This is a genomic window from Amycolatopsis sp. La24, assembly GCF_029087445.1.
Classification (GTDB): Bacteria; Actinomycetota; Actinomycetes; order Mycobacteriales; family Pseudonocardiaceae; genus Amycolatopsis; species Amycolatopsis nivea.
Genome location: NZ_JARACH010000007.1, coordinates 108,543 through 128,110, shown reverse-complemented (window position 1 = coordinate 128,110; position 19,568 = coordinate 108,543). Strand labels below are relative to the sequence as shown.

Here is a 19,568-nt window from a genome sequence, read left to right as displayed (position 1 = left end):
GTCCATCATGGCGGGTCCCACTGCCAGCGCAGGCCGAGGATCCCCGGAGTGACCTCGGCCGACACGACGTGCGCGGGAAGGCCTTCGGTGATCGGCAGTTCGGCGACGGTCGTCTCCGGCCCGGCGGGGGAGTCGAGGCGGTAGGCGTGGCAGGCCCGCGGTTCGAAGCCGGGCGCGAAGTGCAGTTCGAGCAGGTGCTCGTGCACGGCGTTGCGGAACCGGCGCTCGTAGGACCAGTCCGGGCGGTCGTCGGTGAACTCGAATTCGTACTCGGCGATCGCGGTTTCGCCCCGGTCCAGTCCTCGGCCGAGGACGAGTTCGCACACCGTGAACCCTTCTTCGGCGAGGGTTTCCGTGCGCCCTGGCGAGCAGTAGCGGGTGCGCACCAGTCGCGGCGGGCAGCCGGGGCCGACGCCGTGCGCGGTGACCAGCCGGATGTGCGTGTCGTCCTCGGTTGCGCGGACGACCTCGCGCACTTCCAGCCGGTGCAGCCGCCGGTCCGGGCCCACGTGCACGGCCTCGTGGAGGCTGACGACCACCAGCGACGTCCGGTACGCCGTCTCGAACGAGTTCAGCACGCGCAGCACGGCGTTCCGGCGTCCCCACAGCCGTTCCCAGCGCACGACCGGGACCGGCGGCGGTTCCGGATCGCGTTCGATCAGCCCGGTCAGCGAGCCAGGCGGCAGGTCAAGCACGCCCTCGAGAATCCGCACGGCGACGCGCGAACGGGCGCGGGCGGGCACGGTGCGGCCGGTCCGCCAATAGCTGAGAGTCGTGGTGCTGACCGCCGCGCCCGCCGCGGCGAGCCGGTCGCGCAGCCGGTCGAGACCGAGCCCGCTGCGGTCGATGGCCAGGGTCAGGGCACGGCTGAACGGCCCGTCCGCCAGCGCGTCGGCGAGCCGGTCCGGCTGGGTGCCGGGACCTGTCGAGAACACCTGCGTCCTCCTCGGGTCGTCCCCACCCATTCGCGTCCGGAACGAGCGGCGGCGCAACCCGTCGAAGGTCGGGTCTTGGCCGGTCAGCGCGGTTCCTCGACGAACGGCTCGCACAGTTCGACGACCCATTCGCTCTCGTCGCCGGAAGTGTGGAGGTAGACCTCGCAGGGGAAGTCGTCCGCGCGGAACCCGTGCTCGTCGGTCCACCGGGCGAGCCGCTGGTAGCCGGCGAGGAATCCGCTCGCCGGCCCGCGGTGGACCAGCGTCGCGGCGCGGGCGGCCGGCAGTTCGGCTGCCTCGAGGCCGTTCGGCCGGGCGACGGCCCCGGACACCGGGAGCGCCGCGTGCACGACGACGGGATCGTCTTCGCCCGCTGGCTTTTCGTAGTAGCAGGTCAACGGCCCGGCCGGGACGGCGTCGGATCCTTCGAGGCGGCGGCCGAGTTCCGCGCACAGTGGGCGCAGGACCGGGCTGATCGCCTCGGGGGAGAAGCTCTCGACGGTCGCGGTGAGCCGCACGACGTGTGCGGCGGGGAGGTCCTTGACGATGATTTCGGTGTCCGGCATGGCGTGCTCGCTTTCCAGCGTGCGGAGTCTCGCCTCGACCTCGGCCAGCCGGAGCCGGTCGGCGGCGACGCGTTCGGCCAGCTCGGCCCGGCGCAGGGCCAGCATGCCGCGGACCTGGTCGAGCGGGATCTGCTCGTCCAGCAGCGCGGCGACCTCGCCGAGCCCGAAGCCGAGCTCCTTGAGCGCGACGATCCGGTTCAGCGCGGCCAGCTGCCCGGCGGTGTAGCGCCGGTAGCCGGTGCACGGGTCGACCTCGGCGGGCCGGAGCAGGCCGAGCGCGTCGTAGTGCCGCAGCATGCGAACCGAAACCCGGCCGTGGCGCGCGAATTCTCCGATGGTGAACATGACCTCCCCAGCACACGCTCTGACACGGTGTGAGAGTCAAGTGTCCCCGCCGGACCGGGAACGGGCCGGCCCCCTGCGCCGACCCGCCCCGGCGGACCCCTCGTCCCCCGACGAACGAGGGGACCTCGCCGGTCCGCCGCCCTCCACAGGACGGACCGGCGCCGGTCGCGGCTCCCGCGAACGGAACAGCGCAGGTCCGCCTTCGTGACGGCAGTCGCCCGCAAAGCCACCCGATCGGGTGAGGATCCGCAGGTCCGTAGGCTGGCCGGGTGAATCGCACGGACCGGCTGTACGCACTTGTCGAGGAACTCCGGGCGGTCGCGCCGCGCACCCGGACCGCGGCGTGGCTGGCGTCCCGGTTCGAGGTCAGCGTGCGCACGGTCGAGCGCGACCTCGGCGCGTTGCGCGAGGCAGGCGTCCCGATCTGGACCGAAACCGGCCGGACCGGCGGCTACGGGCTCGACCGCGAACGGACCCTGCCGCCGCTCACGCTCACGCCGGAGGAAGCCATCGCGATCACCGTCGCGCTGCGTTCGGCCGCCGGTTCGCCCTTCGCGGGCGCGGCGGAGTCGGCGGCGCGCAAGGTGCTCGCGCGGCTGCCGTCCGACGTCCGCGACGCCGAACAGCACCTCGCCGCGCGGCTGCACCGGGTCGGCGAGCCCGAACCGCCCGCCGTCCACAGCGGACTGATCCTGACCGCTCTCGCCGCGCGGCGCGTCCTCCGGCTGTCGTATGTGGACGCCAAAGGCCAGGAGACCGAACGCGACGTCGAGCCGCTGGGCCTGCTGTGGGGCCCGGCGGGCTGGTACGTGCTCGGCTGGTGCCGCCTGCGCGACGCGGTCCGCGGCTTCCTGCTGGACCGGATCCGCGCCCTCGCGCTGACCGGCGACCGCGTCGAGCGCCGCGAGGTCGACCTCGACGCCGAACTCGCGCGGATCTCCGCCCGCCCGCTCGGCGAGTGACCTGCGCCACGCGGCGGGGAAACACCGACAGGACGGTGTCGCCGGCGGCCGCGATCGTTCTCGCATGGCAAACGACCTGAACCCCGAAGAAATCCCCGCCCTCTGGTGCCGCATGTGGAACGAGGACGCCTCGCTCGCGCACCGGCTGCTCACCGCCGACGGCCGCCAGTGGTCCGGCACCAAACCCGGCCTCGACCCGCTGGTCGGCCCGGCGGACGCCGAGGCGTTCATCGCGAAGTACCAGCGCGACGTCGGAAACGTGTTCGTCCCGCGCACTTTCGTCGTCGACGGCACCGAACGGCTCGCCTTCACCTGGGACGTCACCCGGCGCGACGGCGTGGTCATCACCGGAGCCGACCTGTGCGTGCTCGCCGGCGGAAAGGTCTCGCGGAACTGGACGATCCCCTCGCCGGACGGCCGGTCGGAACTGCCGGACGGGCCTGGCGAAGGCGATCTGGACCGCGAGGAATTGCGGGTGCTCGCCAAGGACGCGCACCCGTGGCACGGCGAACTGGTGCTCGACCCGGAGCGGCAGACCATCGCCGGGACCTGGTCGGACGGCTCGCGCGGCGGGATCGCGGTGCTGGTCGCGGTTGACGGCCGGGTCGACCGGGAATGGGTGGTGCCGGGGACGCGTCCGCTGCCGTGAGCGAGTCGCTGGTCCGTGCGTCAACAGTGCGCACGGACCAGCGGGCTCGTGCCATAGTGGACCCCGTGATCGAACTGCCCGTCCATCGGTTCCGTGCGCGCGACGGGCTCGAACTGGCTTACCGCGAACTCGGCGAAGGCACGCCGGTCGTGTTGCTGCACGGATTCACCTCGTCCGGCGAGGCGTGGCTGCGCAGCGGGCTGGCCGAGCAACTCGCCGAACGCGGGTTCCGCGTGCTGCTGCCGGATTTCCGCGGGCACGGCGCGAGCCCGCAGCCCGGCGATCCAGCCTGCTATCCGCCGGACGTGCTCGTCGACGACGGGCTCGCGTTCGCCGAGCAGCTCGGCCTGACCGAATACGCCCTGGGCGGGTACTCGCTCGGCGCGCGAGTCGCGCTCCGCATGGTCGTGCGGGGAGCGCGGCCGTCCCGGATACTCCTTGGCGGACAAGGACTTGCCGCCATGCAGCGGGGCGGCGGAGGCGGTCCGCTGCACCGGGTGCTCACGGCGTTGGCCGAGGGCCGGACGGTGGAACGGGCCGACGCCCAGACGGCGTACTGGATCGGCCGTCTCGGCGCCGACCCGCGGGCGCTGCTGCTCGTTCTCCATTCGGTCGTGCCGATGCGCGAACTCGCCGCGCTGAACATTCCGGCGCTGGTCGTGGTCGGCAGCGAGGACGAGGGGCACGCTGACGGCGAGCCGCTCGCCCGGCTGCTGACCGCGGAGTTCGCCGCGGTTCCCGGCAATCACTACGGGGCGTCGGCCGCGCCGGAGTTCACCGCCGCGGCGGTCCGGTTCTTCGCGGGCGAAATTCCACAGTAGACGGACGGTCAGGCTCCGATCCGGCGCTCGAATCCCGCCGGCACGATCAGGTCATCGCGGCTCAGGTCGTGCACGCTGCGGTGCCCCAGCGCGAGCAGCGTCGAGTCGATGCCGTTGCGCAGGACGTCCAGCACGTTCTCCACCCCGGCCTGTCCGCCCGCGGCGAGGCCCCACAGGTACGCGCGCCCGATCAGCACCGCGCGGGCCCCGAGCGCGAGCGCCTTCACGACATCGCTGCCGCGCCGGATTCCGCCGTCCAGCAGCACTTCCACCTCGCTGCCGACTGCCTCCGCGACCGCGGGCAGCGCGCGGATCGTGGCGGGGGTGCCGTCGAGGTTGTTGCCGCCGTGGTTGGACACCGAGATCGCGCTGACCCCGGCGTCGACCGCGCGGCGGGCCTCGTCGACGCGGTACACGCCCTTGAGCAGGAACGGCCCGTCCCACTGCTTCCGCAGCCAGCTGACGTCTTCCCAGGTCGGCGGCGCGGTCTGCATCCACTGGCCGTACGCGCCGAAGAACGTGGGAACCGGCGTGCCGGGCTCGGCCATGTTCGGGACGCTGAGGTCGGGCAGCTTCTTGGTGCGGGCGTAGGTCAGCAGCCAGCGCGGATGCATCATGCCCTCGGGCGCGAAGCGGATCAGTTCGCGCAGAGTCATCTTTTCCGGGATGTGCGGGCTGCCCCAGTCGCGGCTGTGCGAGAACGACCAGTCGAGCGTGAGGATGATCCCGACCGCGCCCGCCGACCGGGCCCGGTCGAGCCGGCGCAGGATGTCGTCGCGACTGCCGGTCCAGTAGACCTGGAAGTACGTGTTCGGGTTGACGGCCACTACTTCCTCGACGGGCTTGCTCGCGAACGACGACAGCCCCATCGACGTCCCGCGCGCCGCCGCGGCGCGAGCCACTGCGACCTCGCCGTCGGGGTGCACGGCCTGCACGCCGGTCGGCGAGATCAGCACCGGCAGTGCGACGTCGCGGCCGAGGACGTTCGTGCTCAGATCGCGTTCGCCGGGCAGCCCGGCGGTGCGCGGGGCGAAGCGCAGTTCGTCGTACGCGGCGAGATTGTCTTGCAGCGTCAGCCCTTTTTCCGAACCGGCGATCAGTGCCGAGTAGACGGACGCGGGCAGGCGCTTCTTCGCCCGCCGCTGTGCTTCGGCGACGGATTCGAACCAGGTGGTGCTCATCGTTTTCCCTTCGGGTCGACGCGCAGAGGGCGCCAGGTGACGCGCGGCCGCAGCGGGACCGCGGTGCGGTGGTTGAGGCAGCCCGCCCACACCCCGGCGCCGTACGCGAGGTCGTCGGCGATCGCGCCGGTGGTGTAGCGGAGAGGGTCGAGACTGGGGCGGTGCCGGAGCCAGGCGGTCAGCGGCGGTCCGGCGAGCAGGGACGCGACCGCGGCCCGGCGTCCCCAGCGTTTCCGCCCGCCCGGCAGCAGGAGCGCGGCGAGCAGGGGAGTGGCGAATTGCGTGCTGTAGCGGCCGAATCCGAGCCAGGTTTGGCCGACGGCGGTGGCCATCGTCTGGGCGACGCCGTGGGTGGGCACGTCGGTTTTGCGCAGTACGCGGGTCATGGTCAGTACCGCGCCCGCGAACGCGGCGGCGGCCGGAAGCGGACGGCGGGCGAGGAGAGCGGCGACGGTCAGCGTCGGCCAGGGATGCAGGACGAGCGGAGCCATCGCGGCCGGGCGGCGGAGAGCGAGCGGTGCGGCGGAAGTCCCGTAGCTGGCGCGGCGGCTGAGCAACGTGCGCCAAGTTGCCGGTTCGTGGTGGTCGACGTGCGCGGACGGGTCGTAGCGGATCCGGAAACCGGCGTCGTGGAGTCGCCAGCCGAGGTCGACGTCCTCGCCGACGCGCATTGCCGGGTCGAAGACCGCGCCGTCGCGGGCGACGGATTCCAGTGCTGTGCGGCGGACTAGGAGTGCCGCAGTGGGCACATAGGACAGTCGGGTGCCGGGTGCGACGCGGGCGGCGGCGGTGCCGAGGTCGAGGCTGCTGGCGGCGCGGGTGTAGCGGCCCGCCCAGGTATCGGGGGCCAGGGGACAGACGCGTGGGGCGACGGCGGCGACGAGCGGGTCGGCGAAATGCCCGGCCAGCCGGTCGATCCAGTCCGGCGACGGAACGCAATCGCTGTCCAGGAAAGCGATCAGGTCGGTGGAAACGTGTTCCAGTGCGGTGTTTCGAGCCGCGCCAGGGCCGCCGTTGACGTCGCGGCGGACGAGTTTCGCGCTGTGCGCGGAGGCTGCGGCGGCGATGGCGGCCGGGTCGGCGGATCCGTCGTCGACGACCAGCGCGGGGTATCGGCCGTCGAGCGCGGCGAGGCAGCGGCCGAGCAGTTCGGCACGGTCGCGGACCGGGATGACGACGGTCGCGTCGGCGGTTTTGGCTGGTGGCACCGGGTGTGCGAACCCGGCGTCGGTGAGCAGCCGGGCGAGGACGCCTTCTGCCGAGGTCTCGACCGGGTTGTCCGCCAGGCGTTCCCACGCCGTCCGCCCGGCTTTCGTGAGGCGCAGAACGCGGGCGGGGGAGCCGCCGAAGAGGAGGCCGTCGGTGAGTTGTTTGACGCTCGGGTCCACGGCGAGGCGGAATCCGGCGGGCAGCGGGGTGGTCACAGCGCCAGCCCTCCGTCCACCGGGATGACTGCGCCGGTCGTCGCGCTGCTCTCCGGGCTGGCGAGGAACGCCAGGACGGCGGCGACCTCGGCGGGATCGAGCAATCGCTGCACAGGTTGTTGCGCGGCAAAGCTTTGTGCCGAAGGAAGGTCGTACAGGCGGGCGCTCTCGGCGAGGATCGGCGTGTCGGTCGAGCCGGGGCTGACCGCGTTCGCGGTGACGCCGGAGTCGCCCAATTCCGTGCCCAGCGCGCGAATCAGCCCGGCGACTCCGGCTTTCGCGGCGCAGTACGCGGCGAGCATCGGCAACCCGCGCGTGGCGGCGGCGGACGCGACAGCCAGGAACCGTCCGGAGCGGGGTTTCGGACGGCGCAGCAACGCGGGAATCGCGACGTGCGCGAGGTTGAGGACACCGCGGAGGTTGACGTCGAGGACCGCTTCTTCCTGTTCCGGCGGCATTTCCCACAGCGGTACTCCGCCCGCGATCACCCCGGCGGCCGCGATGGCCGCGTCGAGGCCGCCCCAGCGTTGTTCCGCTTCCGCGACCGCTGCGGCCAGTTGGGCGCGGTCGCGGACGTCTGCGCGGAATTCCTCGGCGATGCCGCCGGTTTCGCGGATTGTCTCGACCACTGTGGACAGTTCTTCGCCGGTTCCCATGGGGTAGGGGAGAGCTGGGTCGTTTTCGGCGATGTCGACCGCGAGCACGGCCCAGCCTTGTTCGGCCAGCTTTGTCGCGGTGGCTGCGCCGATCCCGCGCGCGGCGCCGGTTACGAGGGCGGCTTTCATGGCGTGCCTACCGAAGTCCAGTCGCGCACGTGCGCTCGCAACTGCGCCGTCAGGTCGTCGAGGAGATCCCGTCCTTCGTCTGCTGTCGCGCCGGTGGGGTCGCCGAGGATTCCGGTGTCAGTCACCGCTTTGACACCGCCTTTGCGTAGTGCGGGGAGCAACTGGCTCAATGGACGGTCGTCTCCCGGCACGGCTTTGTCCATCTGCACCTTGTCCGGCCGAAGGTTCAGCTGCAGAGCGGTTTCCGGCCGTCCGGCGTGCGGATCTCCTTGCCAGCGCGGCTCGAACACCGAAACGTCCCGCGATTCGGCCCGCAAAGTCGCGACCGCACGGGTCACCGAAGCGGCATTTCCGCCATGGGCGGACACGAAAAGCAGCCGCCGGAAGGTTTCGGAGGCCGACCGGCCCAGTTCCACGAGCAGAAGTTCCGTGGCCGCCTGGCCGATCGACAGCGTCCCGGCGAAGCCCGCGTGTTCGCCGCTCGACCCGTACGGCACGGCCGGTGCGACCAGCACGTCCGGTCGCTCCGCGGCGAGCCGGTCGCACAACGCAGTCGCGATGTCGGTGTCCGTGCTCAACGGCAGGTGCGGGCCGTGCTGCTCGGTGGCCCCGAGCGGCACGGCGAGGATCGCGCCGGACGCCGCGTGTTCCGCGACGTCCGGCGACGACAGATCGGCCAGGCGCATTTCAGCGGCCCGGTGCCGGGGCGAAGCCGGCGAGCGGGTTTTCGTCGCAGGCCCGGTCCGGCGGACGGCGCATGCCGATGGTCACCGGCACCGGTTCGCGCTTGCGGGTGCGGTGCGAGTGGTCCAGCGACGGTTTCGGCACGCTGCCCGCGGCGACCCCGGCCAGCGCGCGTTCGCCGTGGCCGCGCACGCATTCCGGGTCCGGGCCGTCGAGCGGCAGCCCGGTGAAGAACTTCGCCGCCATGCACCCGCCGCGGCAGGCGTCGAAGGCCGAACACGACGTGCAGGCCCCGCCGCTCTGCGGGCTGCGCAGTTCGGCGAACAGCTCGGATTCCCGCCACACGCTGGTGAATCCGCCTTCGCCGCGGGTGTTTCCGGCGAGGAAGGTGTCGTGGATGGCGAACGGGCACGCGTAGACGTCGCCGACCGGGTCGATCAGGCACACCACCCGGCCCGCGCCGCACAGGTTCAGCCCGGGCAGGCCGCCGTCGCCGTAGCCCGCGAGGTGGAAGAACGAGTCGCCGGTGAGCACGTTTTCGCCGTGTTTCACCAGCCACTCGTACAGCTCCCGCTGCTGGGCGGCGGTGGGGTGCAGCTCGTCCCAGACGTCCGCGCCGCGGCCGGACGGGCGGAGCCGGGTGAGCCGCAGCTGGGCGCCGTAGCGGTCGGCAATGGCTTTGAAGTCGTCGAGCTGCCCCGCATTCTGCCGGGTCACCACGACAGAAATCTTGAAGTTCCCGAACCCGGCCGCGGCGAGGTTCTCCATCGCCCGGATCGCGGTGCGGTAGGAGCCGGGGCCGCGGACGTGGTCGTTGACCTCCTCGGTGGCGCCGTCGAGGGAGATCTGGACGTCGACGTAGTCGCTGCCGGCGAGCCGTTTCGCGACGTCCTCAGTGATCTTGATGCCGTTGGTGGAGAACTTGACCCCGACGTGGTGTTCGGTCGCGTAGTCGACCAGCTCCCAGAAATCGGGCCGGACGGTCGGTTCGCCGCCGCCGATGTTCACGTAGAACACCTGCATGCGCTCGAACTCGTCGATCAGCGCCTTGCACTCCTCGGTGCTCAGCTCGCGCGGGTCGCGGCGGCCGGACGAGGAGAGGCAGTGCACGCAGGACAGGTTGCAGGCGTAGGTGAGCTCCCAGGTCAGGCAGATCGGCGCGTCGAGCCCGAACTGGAATTCGTCGACAAGCGGCATCACACGCTCCTCGGATGGATCATGTCCGACGCCGCGAGTGCGGCGAGGGCGGCGCGGTAGCGGGGCAGTTCCGCCTGCGCGACCCCGGCCTGCGCGCACGCGGCGCGGGCGGAGGGGTGGTCGGTCAGCGCCTGCACCGCGGCGAGCATGGTGCGGCTCTTGAGAAAGGACAGCCGGCGGGTGCCGAAGTGGTACAGCAGCGCGCCGAACCGCTCCGGCCGGATGGAGACCCGGCTGTCCAGTTCCCAAGCACCGTCCAGATCGAACGCCGCGGCGCTGCGATCAGTAGACACCGCACATTCCGTCGATGGAGACCTCCTCGACGAGCAATTCGTCGGCTACGACCTCTTCGGCCTTCGTCTCGGCGGCGGTTGTCGTCTCGCTCATCGTGACTCCCTTGTCTCGTGGCGGCGATATTTGACACTTCGTGTCGAATGTGAGGGCGACAATACTGTCACCGAGTGCCAGAAGCAATGCCTCGCCGGTGCGAGGCACCCGAATGGGCGTTCGCCGCGGCCGGGAACCGACTGCCCCGCCGGTCCGACTCCTCAGGAGGCGGACCACGCGAAGGGAGCAGGATGGCCATCGGCATCGACGAGGAACCGGCACGGGTGGCGGGGTGGGCGGCGATCCGGCCGTTAGTGCTGCGGCTGCATTTCTACGCCGGAGTGTTCGTCGGCCCGTTCCTCCTGGTCGCTGCGTTGACCGGGATCGCGTACGTGTGGACGCCGCAGCTGGAGCAAGCCGTCTACGCGCACGAATTGCACGTCCCGGCCGCTGCCGGGGTCGTCCCGCTGGACCAGCAGGTCCTTGTCGCGCGCGGTCAGGTCCCGGACGGGAAAGTCATCGGCGTCCGCCCGGCGCCGTCCGCGACCGACACCACCCAGGTGATTTTCGACCGTCCGGGTCTGGAGCCGAGCTACCGGTACACAGTGTTCGTCAACCCGCACGACGGCGAGGTCCGCGGCGCATTGGAGACCTACGGTTCCGGACAGGCGCTGCCAGTCCGCGGCTGGATCGACACCCTCCACCGCAACCTCCATCTAGGCGACTTCGGCCGCCTGTACAGCGAACTCGCGGCCAGCTGGCTGTGGGTGATCACCCTTCTCGGAGCGGCCTTGTGGCTCGGCCGCCGTCGGCGCTTGCGCGCGGTGCTGCTGCCGTCCGCGGGCAAACCCGGCCGGGGACGACTGCGTTCCTGGCACGGCTCGACCGGCCTGTGGATCGCGGCCGGTTTGCTGTTCCTTTCCGCGACCGGCCTGACGTGGTCGCTGCACGCCGGCGCGAACATCACCGACCTCCGGTCCACTTTGGACTGGACGACGCCGTCGGTCTCGTCGGCCGCCCCGTCGCCCGGCGATGTCGGCTGGCAGGCGGTCCGAGACGCGACCGCGCGCGCCGGATTGTCCGACCCAGTGGAAATCCGGCCGCCTTCGGACGGCGGTTACGTAGTGCAGCAGGTCGGCCGGAGCTGGCCGTCCAAACAGGACTCGATGTCGGTTGATCCCGGGACGGGGAAGATCACCGGGACGTTGAGGTTCGCTGATTACCCGCTCGCCGCGAAGCTGAGCCGGTGGGGGATCGACGCGCATATGGGGCTGTTGTTTGGGGTGGCGAACCAGGTGGCGCTGACGGTGCTCGGGGCGGCGTTGGTTTGTGTTGTCTTGTGGGGGTACCGGATGTGGTGGCTGCGGGGCCGTTCCGGACGGTCCCGGCCTGGTGAGCGGCTGCGCGGCAGCGGAGGCTCTGTGCGACTGGCGGCGGTTGGCGGTCAGTCGCCGGAGGTGCTTGCCGGTCGGGGCGCGGGGCTGCGTGACGTTGCTCCGGGTGGGTCGTTGGTGGGCGTTGAGCCGGTGGGTGGCGAGGTTTCGGTGGGCAGGGAGGCTGATCCAGGTCGACCGGATCGCGCGCGGGTGCGTGACGTTGCTCCGAGTGAGTCCTCGGTGAGCATCGAATCGGTATGCGGCGAGGCGCCGATGGAGGGTGCGGCTAGCTTCGGTCGGCTGTCCTCGGATGGCGCAGGGTTGCGCGATGACGCTTCCCCGGCACAGCCCTTAGCGGAGTCGGCGTGCCAGGAGCCGACGCGTGGGCTTCGACCCCCTCGGTCGCGAGGCAGGAGCCGTTTTGGCCGCTTGCCAGTGCGTGGCGCATGGCGGCGGATCCCCGGTCGAGTGCTGGCCCCGGTCCTGGTCGGACTGGCGGCGGTGAGCTGGTTCCTGCCGGTGTTCGGGGTGTCGTTGCTGGGATTCCTGGCGGTGGACTGCCTGCTGGGCCTGCGCCGGGAGGCCGTCCGATGATCGCCGAACCGGGTCTGCGATGGATCCTGACGCTGCTGTTCGCGGCGGGCGGGGCGTTCTGCCTGTACCGATGCGCGCGGCGCCCCGGCTTCAGCGGACGAGTGGCCGATGCACTCCACGCGGCGATGTGCGCCGGGATGGTCACGATGGCCTGGCCCGCGACGATGACGTTCGCCCGGATGCCGCAGGTGGTGCTGTTCGCGGCGGCAGCCGGATGGTTCGCGGTGAGCACGGCGCTGGGATTCGGGCATGGACGCCTGCCCGGAGCACACCACGCGCTGATGATGGCCGGGATGGCGTGGATGGCGTTCGTGATGCCGTCGGCGATGGCGGGAATGACGATGTCCGCGACCGCGATGGGCGGCGAGCACGCCGGAATGGACATGGGCGACGCTGGCATGACGATGACCGGGCACGCGCCTGCGCATGTCGTGGTGGTGGCGGTTGTGCTCGCGGTGGTCTTCCTGGTGGCGGGGATCGCGTGGCTGGCCCGGGCGATCGATCACGCCCGGACGGTCGCCCGCCCCGGACGGCGGGAGGTCGGGCTCGCGATGGAAGGCGTGATGAGCTTGGGGATGGCGGTGATGGCGGTAGCGATGATCTGAGCCCGGCGGGGTGGTTCGGATGCGCCGCCTTCTGAGATTGAGGTGGTTTCGGGCCGCGTCTCGCAGCCTGGGGCGGCCTTCGTTATGGCTGCACAGCCAGAATTCGCTGAGCCTGTCGTCTGGCGAGCTGTGTTTCGCGAGGCGGGCTTCACGGATCTGACTTGAGTGGCTGGTTCTGGGCGGGTGGGACAGATTTCGCGGTGTCCGTTATTGGGCTGAGCGGATGTGTCCTCGCTGGATTGGCGTTAGCCACGAGGGCGGTTGTCCGCGGTCAGGTCCGCGGGCGCAGAACTTCGCGGGTTCGATTTGGGCTTCGTGAATGGTCTCGCCAAAGACAGCCTGCGGGCAGTTCAAGGCTGGGCCTCGCGCTGCGCCAGCGGCTCCAGGCTGCGCCTGACTCTCCGGGTTGCGGTTCGCTTCGATCGTTGCGCCATCGGTTGGGCGGCGGATTCCGTGCTCGCACCGCGGGTTCCGGCTGGGTGAGCTGTCCAAGCCGGAACCCCGGGCGGGCGTCAGGCGGCGCGGTGCCGTCCGGTCGGGCGTTGGGAGTCGCGGCCTCGCTTCGGATGCGGGCGGACCAGGGCGAGCGCACCGTGGGTCGGCACGGTGGTGTGGTCCGGGTCGTCGGCGGTGTCGGCGAGGTCGGGGCCGGGCTGGTGCCGGAGGCGATGCTGCCGGTGAACGGCGTAGAGCAGTGCCAGTCCGACGACGAGGAAGACGTGCGACAGCACCCGCGCGACGGTCACCCGGTCGCCGATCAGGTCGCTGGTCGTGAGCACTGCGAGGACGATCACGAACCCGCTGATCATCGGCAGCTGCCCGGCCGCCGCGCGGGTGCGCAGGGCGGCCCACAGCAGCCCGACGCCGACCGCAAGGTTCCAGGCCGCGCTTTCGTTGATGAGGTGGCCTTCCATGAAACCGCCGCCGCCGTGGGCGTTGTCCATGCCGAGCAGTTGCGCGAACGCCAGCCCGCACTGGACCAGGCCGACCAGTCCCAGCGCGACCCGCAGCCCCCATTTTTCTCGCGGCGGGGCCGGGGTTTCGGCGAGGATCCGGCCGGTGAGGTCGGGCACCTCGGGCGCGCTGCGGACCAGCAGAGCACGGCGCAGCGTCGCGCTCCGCTCGTACCAGCTCCGGCACGCCGCGCAGGTCTCAAGATGCTGGTCGACCTGCGGTTCGGGCACTGGGCCCGCTTCGCCGTCGAGTCGCGCGGACAGCGCTTCGCGGAAGATTTCACAGCTCACGTCTGTCATAGTCGCTCGGATCCGCGTCCCGGTTCCCGGCGGGTTCGGCGATTTTTCTCCGGCCTGGTCAGGCGACTGTCCCGGACGGGCATGGACTACCGTGATGTCCGTGTCCACCGGCCGCGACAACGACGACGAGCGGATCACCGCGCTGGCCCTCGCCGCCGGCCGCGGCGACCGGGCCGCATTGGAAGCCTGGGTCCGCGCGACGCAAGCCGACGCGTGGCGGTTCCTGGCCCACCGCGCCAGCCCGGCCGAAGCGGACGACCTCACCCAGGAAACGTACCTGCGCGCGTTCGGCTCGCTGCCGAGGTTCGCGGGCCGGTCGTCGTCGAGGACGTGGCTGCTGTCCATCGCCCGCCGGGTCGTCGTGGACCGCATCCGCGCGCGCTCGGTCCGCCCCCGCGAATCCACGACTGCCGACTGGCAACGCGCGGCCGAAGAACAGTCCGCCCGGACGCGCACGGCGGGCTTCGAAGACCTGATCGAACTGGGCCTGCTCCTGGACACCCTCGACGAGGACCGCCGAGAAGCCCTGGTGCTGACCCAGTTCCTGGGCCTGTCGTACGCGGAGGCGGCCGAGGTGTGCGGCTGCCCGGTCGGCACGGTGCGTTCCCGGGTGTCCCGCGCCCGCGACGATCTGCTGCGCGCCCAGGAGGAGAACGACACCGCGATGTGACGCGGGGTCCGGTTCTTCGTCAGGTTGCGCGGTTGTCGGTTGGGGCGGGGTCGTTCGACGGCGGTCCGCTTGGTGGGCAGGGTGCTGTTCGCGTCAGGCGACCGGCAGGCTGGTTGGACGGTTGGCTTCGTCGGGTGGCGGCTGCTCGCTCGACGGTGATCGTCCGGTGCGGGCGGTGATGGGTCGCGGGGCTGGTGATTCACTCCCTGCCAGAGCCAGAGCCAGAGCCAGAGCCAGAGCCAGAGCCAGAGCCAGAGCCAGAGCCAGAGCCAGAGCCGTCGTCGGTCCGGCGGGCCGTTGTGCCGTCGTGCCGCGCGACGTGGATCATGACGTGATCCACGTCGCGGGAACTCGCCCCCACCTCCTTCCGACCACTCTGGTGTGCGCACTATTCCGACCCCGCACCGGCGGGGTTTGCTTGCCGCGGCAGGGGTTGCCGCGGTGGCCGTCGTGGTGGTGGTCGCCGCGGCGGGCGATGTCTATGCCGCTCTCGGCAACCCGGCTCCTGGTCCGGTCACGTCCTTGGGCACCTCCTTGCTCCGGTTGGTCGCTGACGCGGCCGGGGTGGTCTGCGTCGGCGGGTTGGTGTTCGCGGCGTTTCTGAGCCCGCCGGGCGAAGCGGGCCGGCTCTCCCCAGACGGTTACGCCGCGACCCGCACCGCCGCGGCCGCTGCAGGCGTTTGGGCGCTCGCGGCAGCGATCCTGGTGCCGTTCGACGCCGCCGACGCATCAGGGCGGCCGGTTTCCGAGGCGCTGCATCTGGCGAAACTGGCCGTCCTCGTTGACGCCATGGAGGAACCCAAGGCGTGGCTCTGCGTCCTCGCGGTAGCCGCCGTGGTGGCGATCGGCGTTTGGCGCACGTTGACCTGGCGCACCACGGTGCTGTGGCTCGGCCTTGCCCTCGTCGCGCTGCTGCCGAGGGCGATCGCCGGGCACGTCTCCATCGGCGCGTGGCACGACCTGGCCACGAATGCCTTGGTGTGGCACGTGATCGCGGCGGCGTTGTGGACCGGTGCGCTGGTTGCGCTGCTAGTCCACCGTGGCTCAGGCACGACACGAGAGATCGCGCTCCGCCGGTATCGACGGCTGGCGACGTGTTGCCTCGTCGTGCTCGCCGCATCCGGGATCGTCGACGGTCTGGCGCTTGCCCGTCCGGCTGGATTATTTACTGGGTATGGCTTTCTCCTCGGGGTGAAGGTCGTGATCACGATGGTGTTGGCGGTGCTGATCGCCGCCACGCGCCGCCGTTGGCGTGGCGGCACAGCGGCTCTCGTGGCGGAGGTCGTGGTGCTGGCCGGGGCGATGGGCGCTTCGGCCGGGTTGGCGCATCTGGTGCCGCCGGCGTTCGTGGACGATCCGGCGACCGTCGGCGAGACCGTGCTCGGGTACGACCTGCCTGATCCTCCTTCGTTCGCTCGGCTCTTTCTCGATTGGCGTCCGGACTTGCTCCTCGGCGTCGTCGCGGTGCTTGCGGTTGCGGGCTACGCAGTCGGGGCACGGCGCCTCCGCAATCGCGGCGACGACTGGCCTCGCGGCCGGTTCTGGGCGTGGACGTGCGGCTGGGCGACGGTGCTGATCGCGACGTCGTCCGGCCTGGGCACGTACTCGTCCGGAACCTTCAGCCTGCACATGGTCATCCACATGACGCTGGCCATGCTCGCCCCGGTGCTGCTCGTGCTCGGCGGACCGGTGACCCTCGCGCTGCGTGCCTTGCCGGTGGCGGGCAAAGGACCGGCCGGTCCGCGCGAGTGGCTCGTGGCGCTGCTGCACTCGCGGTTCACGCGCCTGATCGCGCACCCGCTGGTGGCGTCTGTGGTGTTCGTCGGCTCGTACTACGCGCTGTACTTCTCGGGTCTGTTCGGCGAGGCGATGCGCTACCACTGGGCGCACCAGCTGATGAACCTCCATTTCCTTGTGTCCGGCTACGTTTTCTTCTGGCTGGTGATCGGCGTCGACCGCCCGCCGCGTTCGATGCCGCACCTCGCGCGGCTCGGCATGATGTTCGCGGTGATGCCGTTCCACGCGTTCTTCGGCGTGATGCTGATGAACAAGCAGACGGTGATCGCCGAGACGTTCTACCGCTACCTCTCCCTGCCGTGGATGCCTGACCTCCTTTCGGATCAACGTCTCGGCGGCGGAATCGCCTGGGCCACCGGGGAAATCCCGATGATCGTGGTCGTCGTGGCGCTCCTGGTGCAGTGGGGCCGCCACGATGACCGCGAAGCCGCCCGGCTGGACCGTCGCTTCGACCAAGGTGACGACGACGATTTCGCCGCCTACAACGCGATGCTCGCCAACCTGGCGGCCAGAAGGCAGTAACCGCGGCCCGACGCCCGCCGGTGCGGATCAGGGTCGGCCGCCCCTGATGTCCGCACGACCGGCATCGGTCCGTCGGCCGCTGAATCCGGCCGCCCGCAGATCTCGTGCCCGCGTTGCCGCTCGGGGCGACGATCTCGTTGCACTGAGCCGATTCCGCCGCTAGATCACCGCAGTCACCACCTTGTCCAAGGCTCCGCCTTTGACGTCGTCGACGAGAACTTTCAGCTGTGCCAAGCTCATCTGCACTCGCTGTCCGAAGTCGTCGGTCAGCACGACGCGGCGTTCCGGCGGGGCGACGTCGTCGAGGAACAGCTCCGGGCAGCCGCAGTCGCAGTTGCCGCAGAACGTGGTCACGTGCTGAAGGTTTCCTGATGAGGCAAGGGTTTCGGACATTTTCGCTCCTGTCTGATCGGGTTGGGTCGGGCACTGCCACCATCCGGATAGTCGTCAGGGAGAGCCGAAAGGTTCCCAAGTCACCCGAAGGAGTGGCGGCGGAAAAACAGGCGTACGATGGAAATCGGTCCGCCTTCCCCGGCCCGGCACTGCCACCGACTTCGTGCCCGTCCTGGAATCCGGAGAACCATGTCTACGCAGACCGCCGCCCCCGCGGCGACCCCGACCCGTCAACTCGATCTCGCCGTCGGCGGGATGACCTGTGCCGCCTGTGCGGCGCGCGTCGAGCGATCCCTTGGCAAACTCGACGGCGTCCGCGCCACGGTGAACTACGCGACCGAACGCGCGACTGTCCACTATCCGCCTGACCTCGACCCCGCTTCGCTGGTTGCGACGATCGAACGCGCGGGCTATACCGCGACTGTCCGCGGTGAAGCGACCCCGGAAAACCGTGACGCGCGGGTCCGCGACCTGCGCCGCCGGTTGATCGTGGCGGCGGTGCTGGCCGTCCCGCTCGGCAACCTGTCGATCACGCTCGCACTCGTGCCGTCGCTGCGATTCCCGTTGTGGGAGCTGGTGTGCCTGCTGCTCGCGACCCCGGTCGTGTTCTGGTCGGCGGCACCGTTCCACCGGGCCGCGCTGCGCAATCTGCGGCACCGGTCGTCCAGTATGGACACGCTCGTTTCCTTGGGCATGCTGGCGTCCTACCTGTGGTCGGCGGCTTCGGTGCTGATCGGATCGGGCAGCGAGGCGGGTTACTGGATCGGGTTCGGCGCGACCGCGCCGGGCGCGGATTCGGTGTACCTCGACGTCGCGGCCGGAGTGACCACGTTCTTGCTCGCCGGCCGGTACTTCGAGGCGCGGTCCCGGCGTGGTGCGGCGGACCTGCTCGGCGCGCTGGACGCGCTGGCGGCGAAGGACGTGCGGATTCTGCGCGCGGACGGTGAAGAGCTGGTCGGAATCGGCGAACTGGCGGTAGGTGACCGGTTCGTGGTGCGACCGGGGGAGAAGATCGCCGCGGATGGAACCGTCGACAGCGGTCTGTCCACAGTGGATGTCAGCGCTATCACGGGCGAACCCGTTCCGGCGGAGGTCGGGCCGGGAAACCGGGTGATCGGCGGGAGCATCAACCTGAACGGTCGGCTGGTGGTGCGTGCGGAGGCCGTGGGAGCGCGATCGCAGCTGGCGCAGATGAGTGCGCTCGCCGAGCGCGCGCAGGAGCGGAAGGCGGCGGTGCAACGGCTGGCCGACCGGGTGTGCGCGGTCTTCGTCCCGCTGGTGTCGGCGTTGGCGGTGCTCACCCTCGCGGGGTGGTTGCTCACCGGGAATCCGGTGAGGGACGCGTTCGGCGCGGCGGTGTCCGTGCTGATCATCGCGTGCCCGTGCGCGTTGGGGCTCGCAACGCCGACCGCGCTGATGGTCGGCGTCGGGCGGGGTGCCCAGCTCGGGATCCTCGTGAAGGGGCCGGATGCGCTCGAGGCGAGCCGGACGGTCGACACCGTCGTGCTGGACAAGACCGGCACCGTGACGCAGGGGCGAATGACTCTCGCCGAGACCCGGGCGTTCGGATCGTTCTCGCCGACGGAGGTGCTTCATCTCGCGGCTGCGGTCGAAGCGTCGTCTGAACATCCGATTGCTGCGGCGATTGTCGCTGCTGGGCCGGTGGTGCTTCCGGCTGCTGAATTCGAGGCATTGCCCGGGTTGGGCGCGCGCGGCGTGGTTGAGGGAACGGCGGTGGTCGTCGGGCGGCCGAGGTTGCTGGCGGACGAAGGGATTTCGGTCGATCCCGAGGTCGAGGCCGCGGTGGCGTCGGCTGAGGCTGGCGGGGCGACGGTGGTGCTCGTGTCGGCGGCTGGCGAGGTCGCGGGCATGCTCGCTGTGCGGGACGAGGTGAAACCTTCGGCGCGGGCGGCGGTCGCGCAATTGCATCGGCTGGGGTTGAAAACGGTGCTGCTGACCGGCGACAACGAGGTGACGGCCCAGGCGGTCGCCGCGGAGGTCGGGATTCCCGAGGTGCTCGCCGGAGTCTTGCCGAGCGAGAAGGCGGCGGCGGTGTCTGCGTTGCAGGACAAGGGGCACCGGGTGGCGATGGTCGGCGACGGGGTGAACGACGCTCCGGCGCTGGCGACCGCTGATCTCGGGCTGGCAGTCGCCGAGGGGACCGATCTCGCCTTGCGGTCAGCCGACATCATCCTCGTCCGCGACGACCTGTCGGTGCTGCCCGACGCGATCCGTCTCGCGCAACGGACGTTGCGCACCATTCGAGGGAATCTCGTCTGGGCGTTCGGGTACAACGTGGCCGCGCTGCCGCTCGCCGCGTGCGGACTGCTGAACCCGCTGATCGCGGGGGCGGCGATGTCGCTGTCGTCGGTGCTGGTGGTGGCCAACAGCCTGCGGTTGCGGAACTTCGCGCCGGGCCGCTGAGCCCGGGGTGGGCGGGATCACCCTGGCCGACGCTCACTCGATTAGGTTAGGTTTGCCT

The 19,568-nt window shown here is 70.8% G+C and carries 19 protein-coding genes; 8 read left to right on the top strand and 11 right to left on the bottom strand.

Annotated elements, in window-relative coordinates:
• Positions 1-5 precede the first annotated feature (5 nt).
• Together PUT80_RS10890 and PUT80_RS10885 are read right to left on the bottom strand one after the other, a co-directional pair.
• Positions 6-935 (bottom strand): hypothetical protein, encoded by a 930-nt coding sequence (locus PUT80_RS10890; protein WP_037819528.1) that lies wholly within the window; start codon positions 933-935, stop codon positions 6-8.
• A gap of 83 nt (positions 936-1,018) precedes the next feature.
• Positions 1,019-1,846: a MerR family transcriptional regulator gene (locus tag PUT80_RS10885; protein ID WP_275291812.1), complete on the bottom strand. Its 828-nt coding sequence runs from the start codon at positions 1,844-1,846 to the stop codon at positions 1,019-1,021.
• 269 nt (positions 1,847-2,115) lie between these two features.
• Between PUT80_RS10885 and PUT80_RS10880 the strand changes: the two genes are divergently transcribed.
• From PUT80_RS10880 to PUT80_RS10870, 3 genes are all read left to right on the top strand, one after another.
• A complete protein-coding gene (locus PUT80_RS10880; RefSeq protein ID WP_037819530.1) occupies positions 2,116-2,808 on the top strand; it encodes a YafY family protein in 693 nt (230 codons plus the stop codon).
• Positions 2,809-2,872: 64 nt separating this feature from the next.
• A complete protein-coding gene (locus PUT80_RS10875; protein WP_275291811.1) occupies positions 2,873-3,457 on the top strand; it encodes a nuclear transport factor 2 family protein in 585 nt (194 codons plus the stop codon).
• Positions 3,458-3,522: 65 nt separating this feature from the next.
• Positions 3,523-4,278 carry an alpha/beta hydrolase gene (locus PUT80_RS10870; protein WP_275291810.1) on the top strand — a complete coding sequence of 252 codons (756 nt, stop codon included), beginning with the start codon at positions 3,523-3,525 and terminating at the stop codon, positions 4,276-4,278.
• A gap of 8 nt (positions 4,279-4,286) precedes the next feature.
• On the opposite strand, the gene mftD is transcribed toward PUT80_RS10870, so the two are convergent.
• Genes mftD through mftA form a run of 7 tightly spaced genes read right to left on the bottom strand, consistent with a single transcriptional unit; the run spans position 4,287 to position 9,936 of the window.
• The gene (gene mftD / locus PUT80_RS10865) at positions 4,287-5,459 is read right to left on the bottom strand and encodes a pre-mycofactocin synthase MftD (RefSeq protein ID WP_275291809.1); all 1,173 of its coding nucleotides are present in this window, start codon (positions 5,457-5,459) and stop codon (positions 4,287-4,289) included.
• Positions 5,456-6,883 (bottom strand): mycofactocin biosynthesis glycosyltransferase MftF, encoded by a 1,428-nt coding sequence (gene mftF, locus PUT80_RS10860; protein WP_275291808.1) that lies wholly within the window; start codon positions 6,881-6,883, stop codon positions 5,456-5,458. Before mftF ends, mftD begins: the two co-directional genes overlap by 4 nt.
• Entirely contained in the window at positions 6,880-7,668 is a 789-nt protein-coding gene (locus PUT80_RS10855; protein WP_037819535.1) for a mycofactocin-coupled SDR family oxidoreductase, read from the bottom strand. The genes mftF and PUT80_RS10855 overlap by 4 nt, the downstream gene beginning before the upstream one ends.
• Complete coding sequence (mftE, locus tag PUT80_RS10850; protein ID WP_037819536.1) at positions 7,665-8,354, bottom strand: mycofactocin biosynthesis peptidyl-dipeptidase MftE; 690 nt, start codon at positions 8,352-8,354, stop codon at positions 7,665-7,667. The genes PUT80_RS10855 and mftE overlap by 4 nt, the downstream gene beginning before the upstream one ends.
• A gap of 1 nt (position 8,355) precedes the next feature.
• Positions 8,356-9,549 carry a mycofactocin radical SAM maturase gene (gene mftC / locus PUT80_RS10845; RefSeq protein ID WP_043833372.1) on the bottom strand — a complete coding sequence of 398 codons (1,194 nt, stop codon included), beginning with the start codon at positions 9,547-9,549 and terminating at the stop codon, positions 8,356-8,358.
• The gene (gene mftB, locus PUT80_RS10840) at positions 9,549-9,842 is read right to left on the bottom strand and encodes a mycofactocin biosynthesis chaperone MftB (protein ID WP_043833371.1); all 294 of its coding nucleotides are present in this window, start codon (positions 9,840-9,842) and stop codon (positions 9,549-9,551) included. The genes mftC and mftB overlap by 1 nt, the downstream gene beginning before the upstream one ends.
• The gene (gene mftA, locus PUT80_RS10835; protein ID WP_037819541.1) at positions 9,832-9,936 is read right to left on the bottom strand and encodes a mycofactocin precursor MftA; all 105 of its coding nucleotides are present in this window, start codon (positions 9,934-9,936) and stop codon (positions 9,832-9,834) included. Before mftA ends, mftB begins: the two co-directional genes overlap by 11 nt.
• A 191-nt stretch (positions 9,937-10,127) precedes the next feature.
• Here mftA and PUT80_RS10830 point away from each other — a divergent pair, with 191 nt between their 5' ends.
• Both PUT80_RS10830 and PUT80_RS10825 read left to right on the top strand, forming a co-directional pair.
• Positions 10,128-11,846 carry a PepSY-associated TM helix domain-containing protein gene (locus PUT80_RS10830; RefSeq protein WP_275291807.1) on the top strand — a complete coding sequence of 573 codons (1,719 nt, stop codon included), beginning with the start codon at positions 10,128-10,130 and terminating at the stop codon, positions 11,844-11,846.
• Positions 11,843-12,451 carry a DUF5134 domain-containing protein gene (locus PUT80_RS10825; RefSeq protein WP_037819542.1) on the top strand — a complete coding sequence of 203 codons (609 nt, stop codon included), beginning with the start codon at positions 11,843-11,845 and terminating at the stop codon, positions 12,449-12,451. Before PUT80_RS10830 ends, PUT80_RS10825 begins: the two co-directional genes overlap by 4 nt.
• A 512-nt stretch (positions 12,452-12,963) precedes the next feature.
• Here the strand turns inward: PUT80_RS10825 and PUT80_RS10820 are convergent.
• Positions 12,964-13,704 (bottom strand): zf-HC2 domain-containing protein, encoded by a 741-nt coding sequence (locus PUT80_RS10820; RefSeq protein WP_275291806.1) that lies wholly within the window; start codon positions 13,702-13,704, stop codon positions 12,964-12,966.
• Between the two features lie 100 nt (positions 13,705-13,804).
• On the opposite strand from PUT80_RS10820, the gene PUT80_RS10815 reads away from it, so the two are divergent.
• Positions 13,805-14,374 carry a sigma-70 family RNA polymerase sigma factor gene (locus PUT80_RS10815; protein WP_106961353.1) on the top strand — a complete coding sequence of 190 codons (570 nt, stop codon included), beginning with the start codon at positions 13,805-13,807 and terminating at the stop codon, positions 14,372-14,374.
• 441 nt (positions 14,375-14,815) lie between these two features.
• A complete protein-coding gene (locus PUT80_RS10810) occupies positions 14,816-16,693 on the top strand; it encodes a cytochrome c oxidase assembly protein (RefSeq protein ID WP_275291805.1) in 1,878 nt (625 codons plus the stop codon).
• A gap of 159 nt (positions 16,694-16,852) precedes the next feature.
• Here the strand turns inward: PUT80_RS10810 and PUT80_RS10805 are convergent, their stop codons facing one another.
• Positions 16,853-17,086, bottom strand: a complete 234-nt coding sequence (locus PUT80_RS10805; protein WP_275291804.1) for a hypothetical protein — start codon at positions 17,084-17,086, stop codon at positions 16,853-16,855.
• A gap of 189 nt (positions 17,087-17,275) precedes the next feature.
• Here PUT80_RS10805 and PUT80_RS10800 point away from each other — a divergent pair, with 189 nt between their 5' ends.
• A complete protein-coding gene (locus PUT80_RS10800) occupies positions 17,276-19,510 on the top strand; it encodes a heavy metal translocating P-type ATPase (RefSeq protein ID WP_275291803.1) in 2,235 nt (744 codons plus the stop codon).
• The last annotated feature ends 58 nt before the right edge of the window (positions 19,511-19,568 follow it).

Bases quoted from the DNA above. Each gene is read 5' to 3' on its own strand.
- PUT80_RS10885 (WP_275291812.1), bottom strand. From the start codon at position 1,846: ATGTTCACCATCGGAGAATTCGCGCGCCACGGCCGGGTTTCGGTTCGC.
- mftC (WP_043833372.1), bottom strand. From the start codon at position 9,549: ATGCCGCTTGTCGACGAATTCCAGTTCGGGCTCGACGCGCCGATCTGC.
- PUT80_RS10825 (WP_037819542.1), top strand. From the start codon at position 11,843: ATGATCGCCGAACCGGGTCTGCGATGGATCCTGACGCTGCTGTTCGCG.
- PUT80_RS10805 (WP_275291804.1), bottom strand. From the start codon at position 17,086: ATGTCCGAAACCCTTGCCTCATCAGGAAACCTTCAGCACGTGACCACG.
- PUT80_RS10830 (WP_275291807.1), top strand. From the start codon at position 10,128: ATGGCCATCGGCATCGACGAGGAACCGGCACGGGTGGCGGGGTGGGCG.
- PUT80_RS10820 (WP_275291806.1), bottom strand. From the start codon at position 13,704: ATGACAGACGTGAGCTGTGAAATCTTCCGCGAAGCGCTGTCCGCGCGA.
- mftA (WP_037819541.1), bottom strand. From the start codon at position 9,936: ATGAGCGAGACGACAACCGCCGCCGAGACGAAGGCCGAAGAGGTCGTA.
- mftE (WP_037819536.1), bottom strand. From the start codon at position 8,354: ATGCGCCTGGCCGATCTGTCGTCGCCGGACGTCGCGGAACACGCGGCG.
- PUT80_RS10875 (WP_275291811.1), top strand. From the start codon at position 2,873: ATGGCAAACGACCTGAACCCCGAAGAAATCCCCGCCCTCTGGTGCCGC.
- PUT80_RS10800 (WP_275291803.1), top strand. From the start codon at position 17,276: ATGTCTACGCAGACCGCCGCCCCCGCGGCGACCCCGACCCGTCAACTC.
- PUT80_RS10855 (WP_037819535.1), bottom strand. From the start codon at position 7,668: ATGAAAGCCGCCCTCGTAACCGGCGCCGCGCGCGGGATCGGCGCAGCC.
- mftD (WP_275291809.1), bottom strand. From the start codon at position 5,459: ATGAGCACCACCTGGTTCGAATCCGTCGCCGAAGCACAGCGGCGGGCG.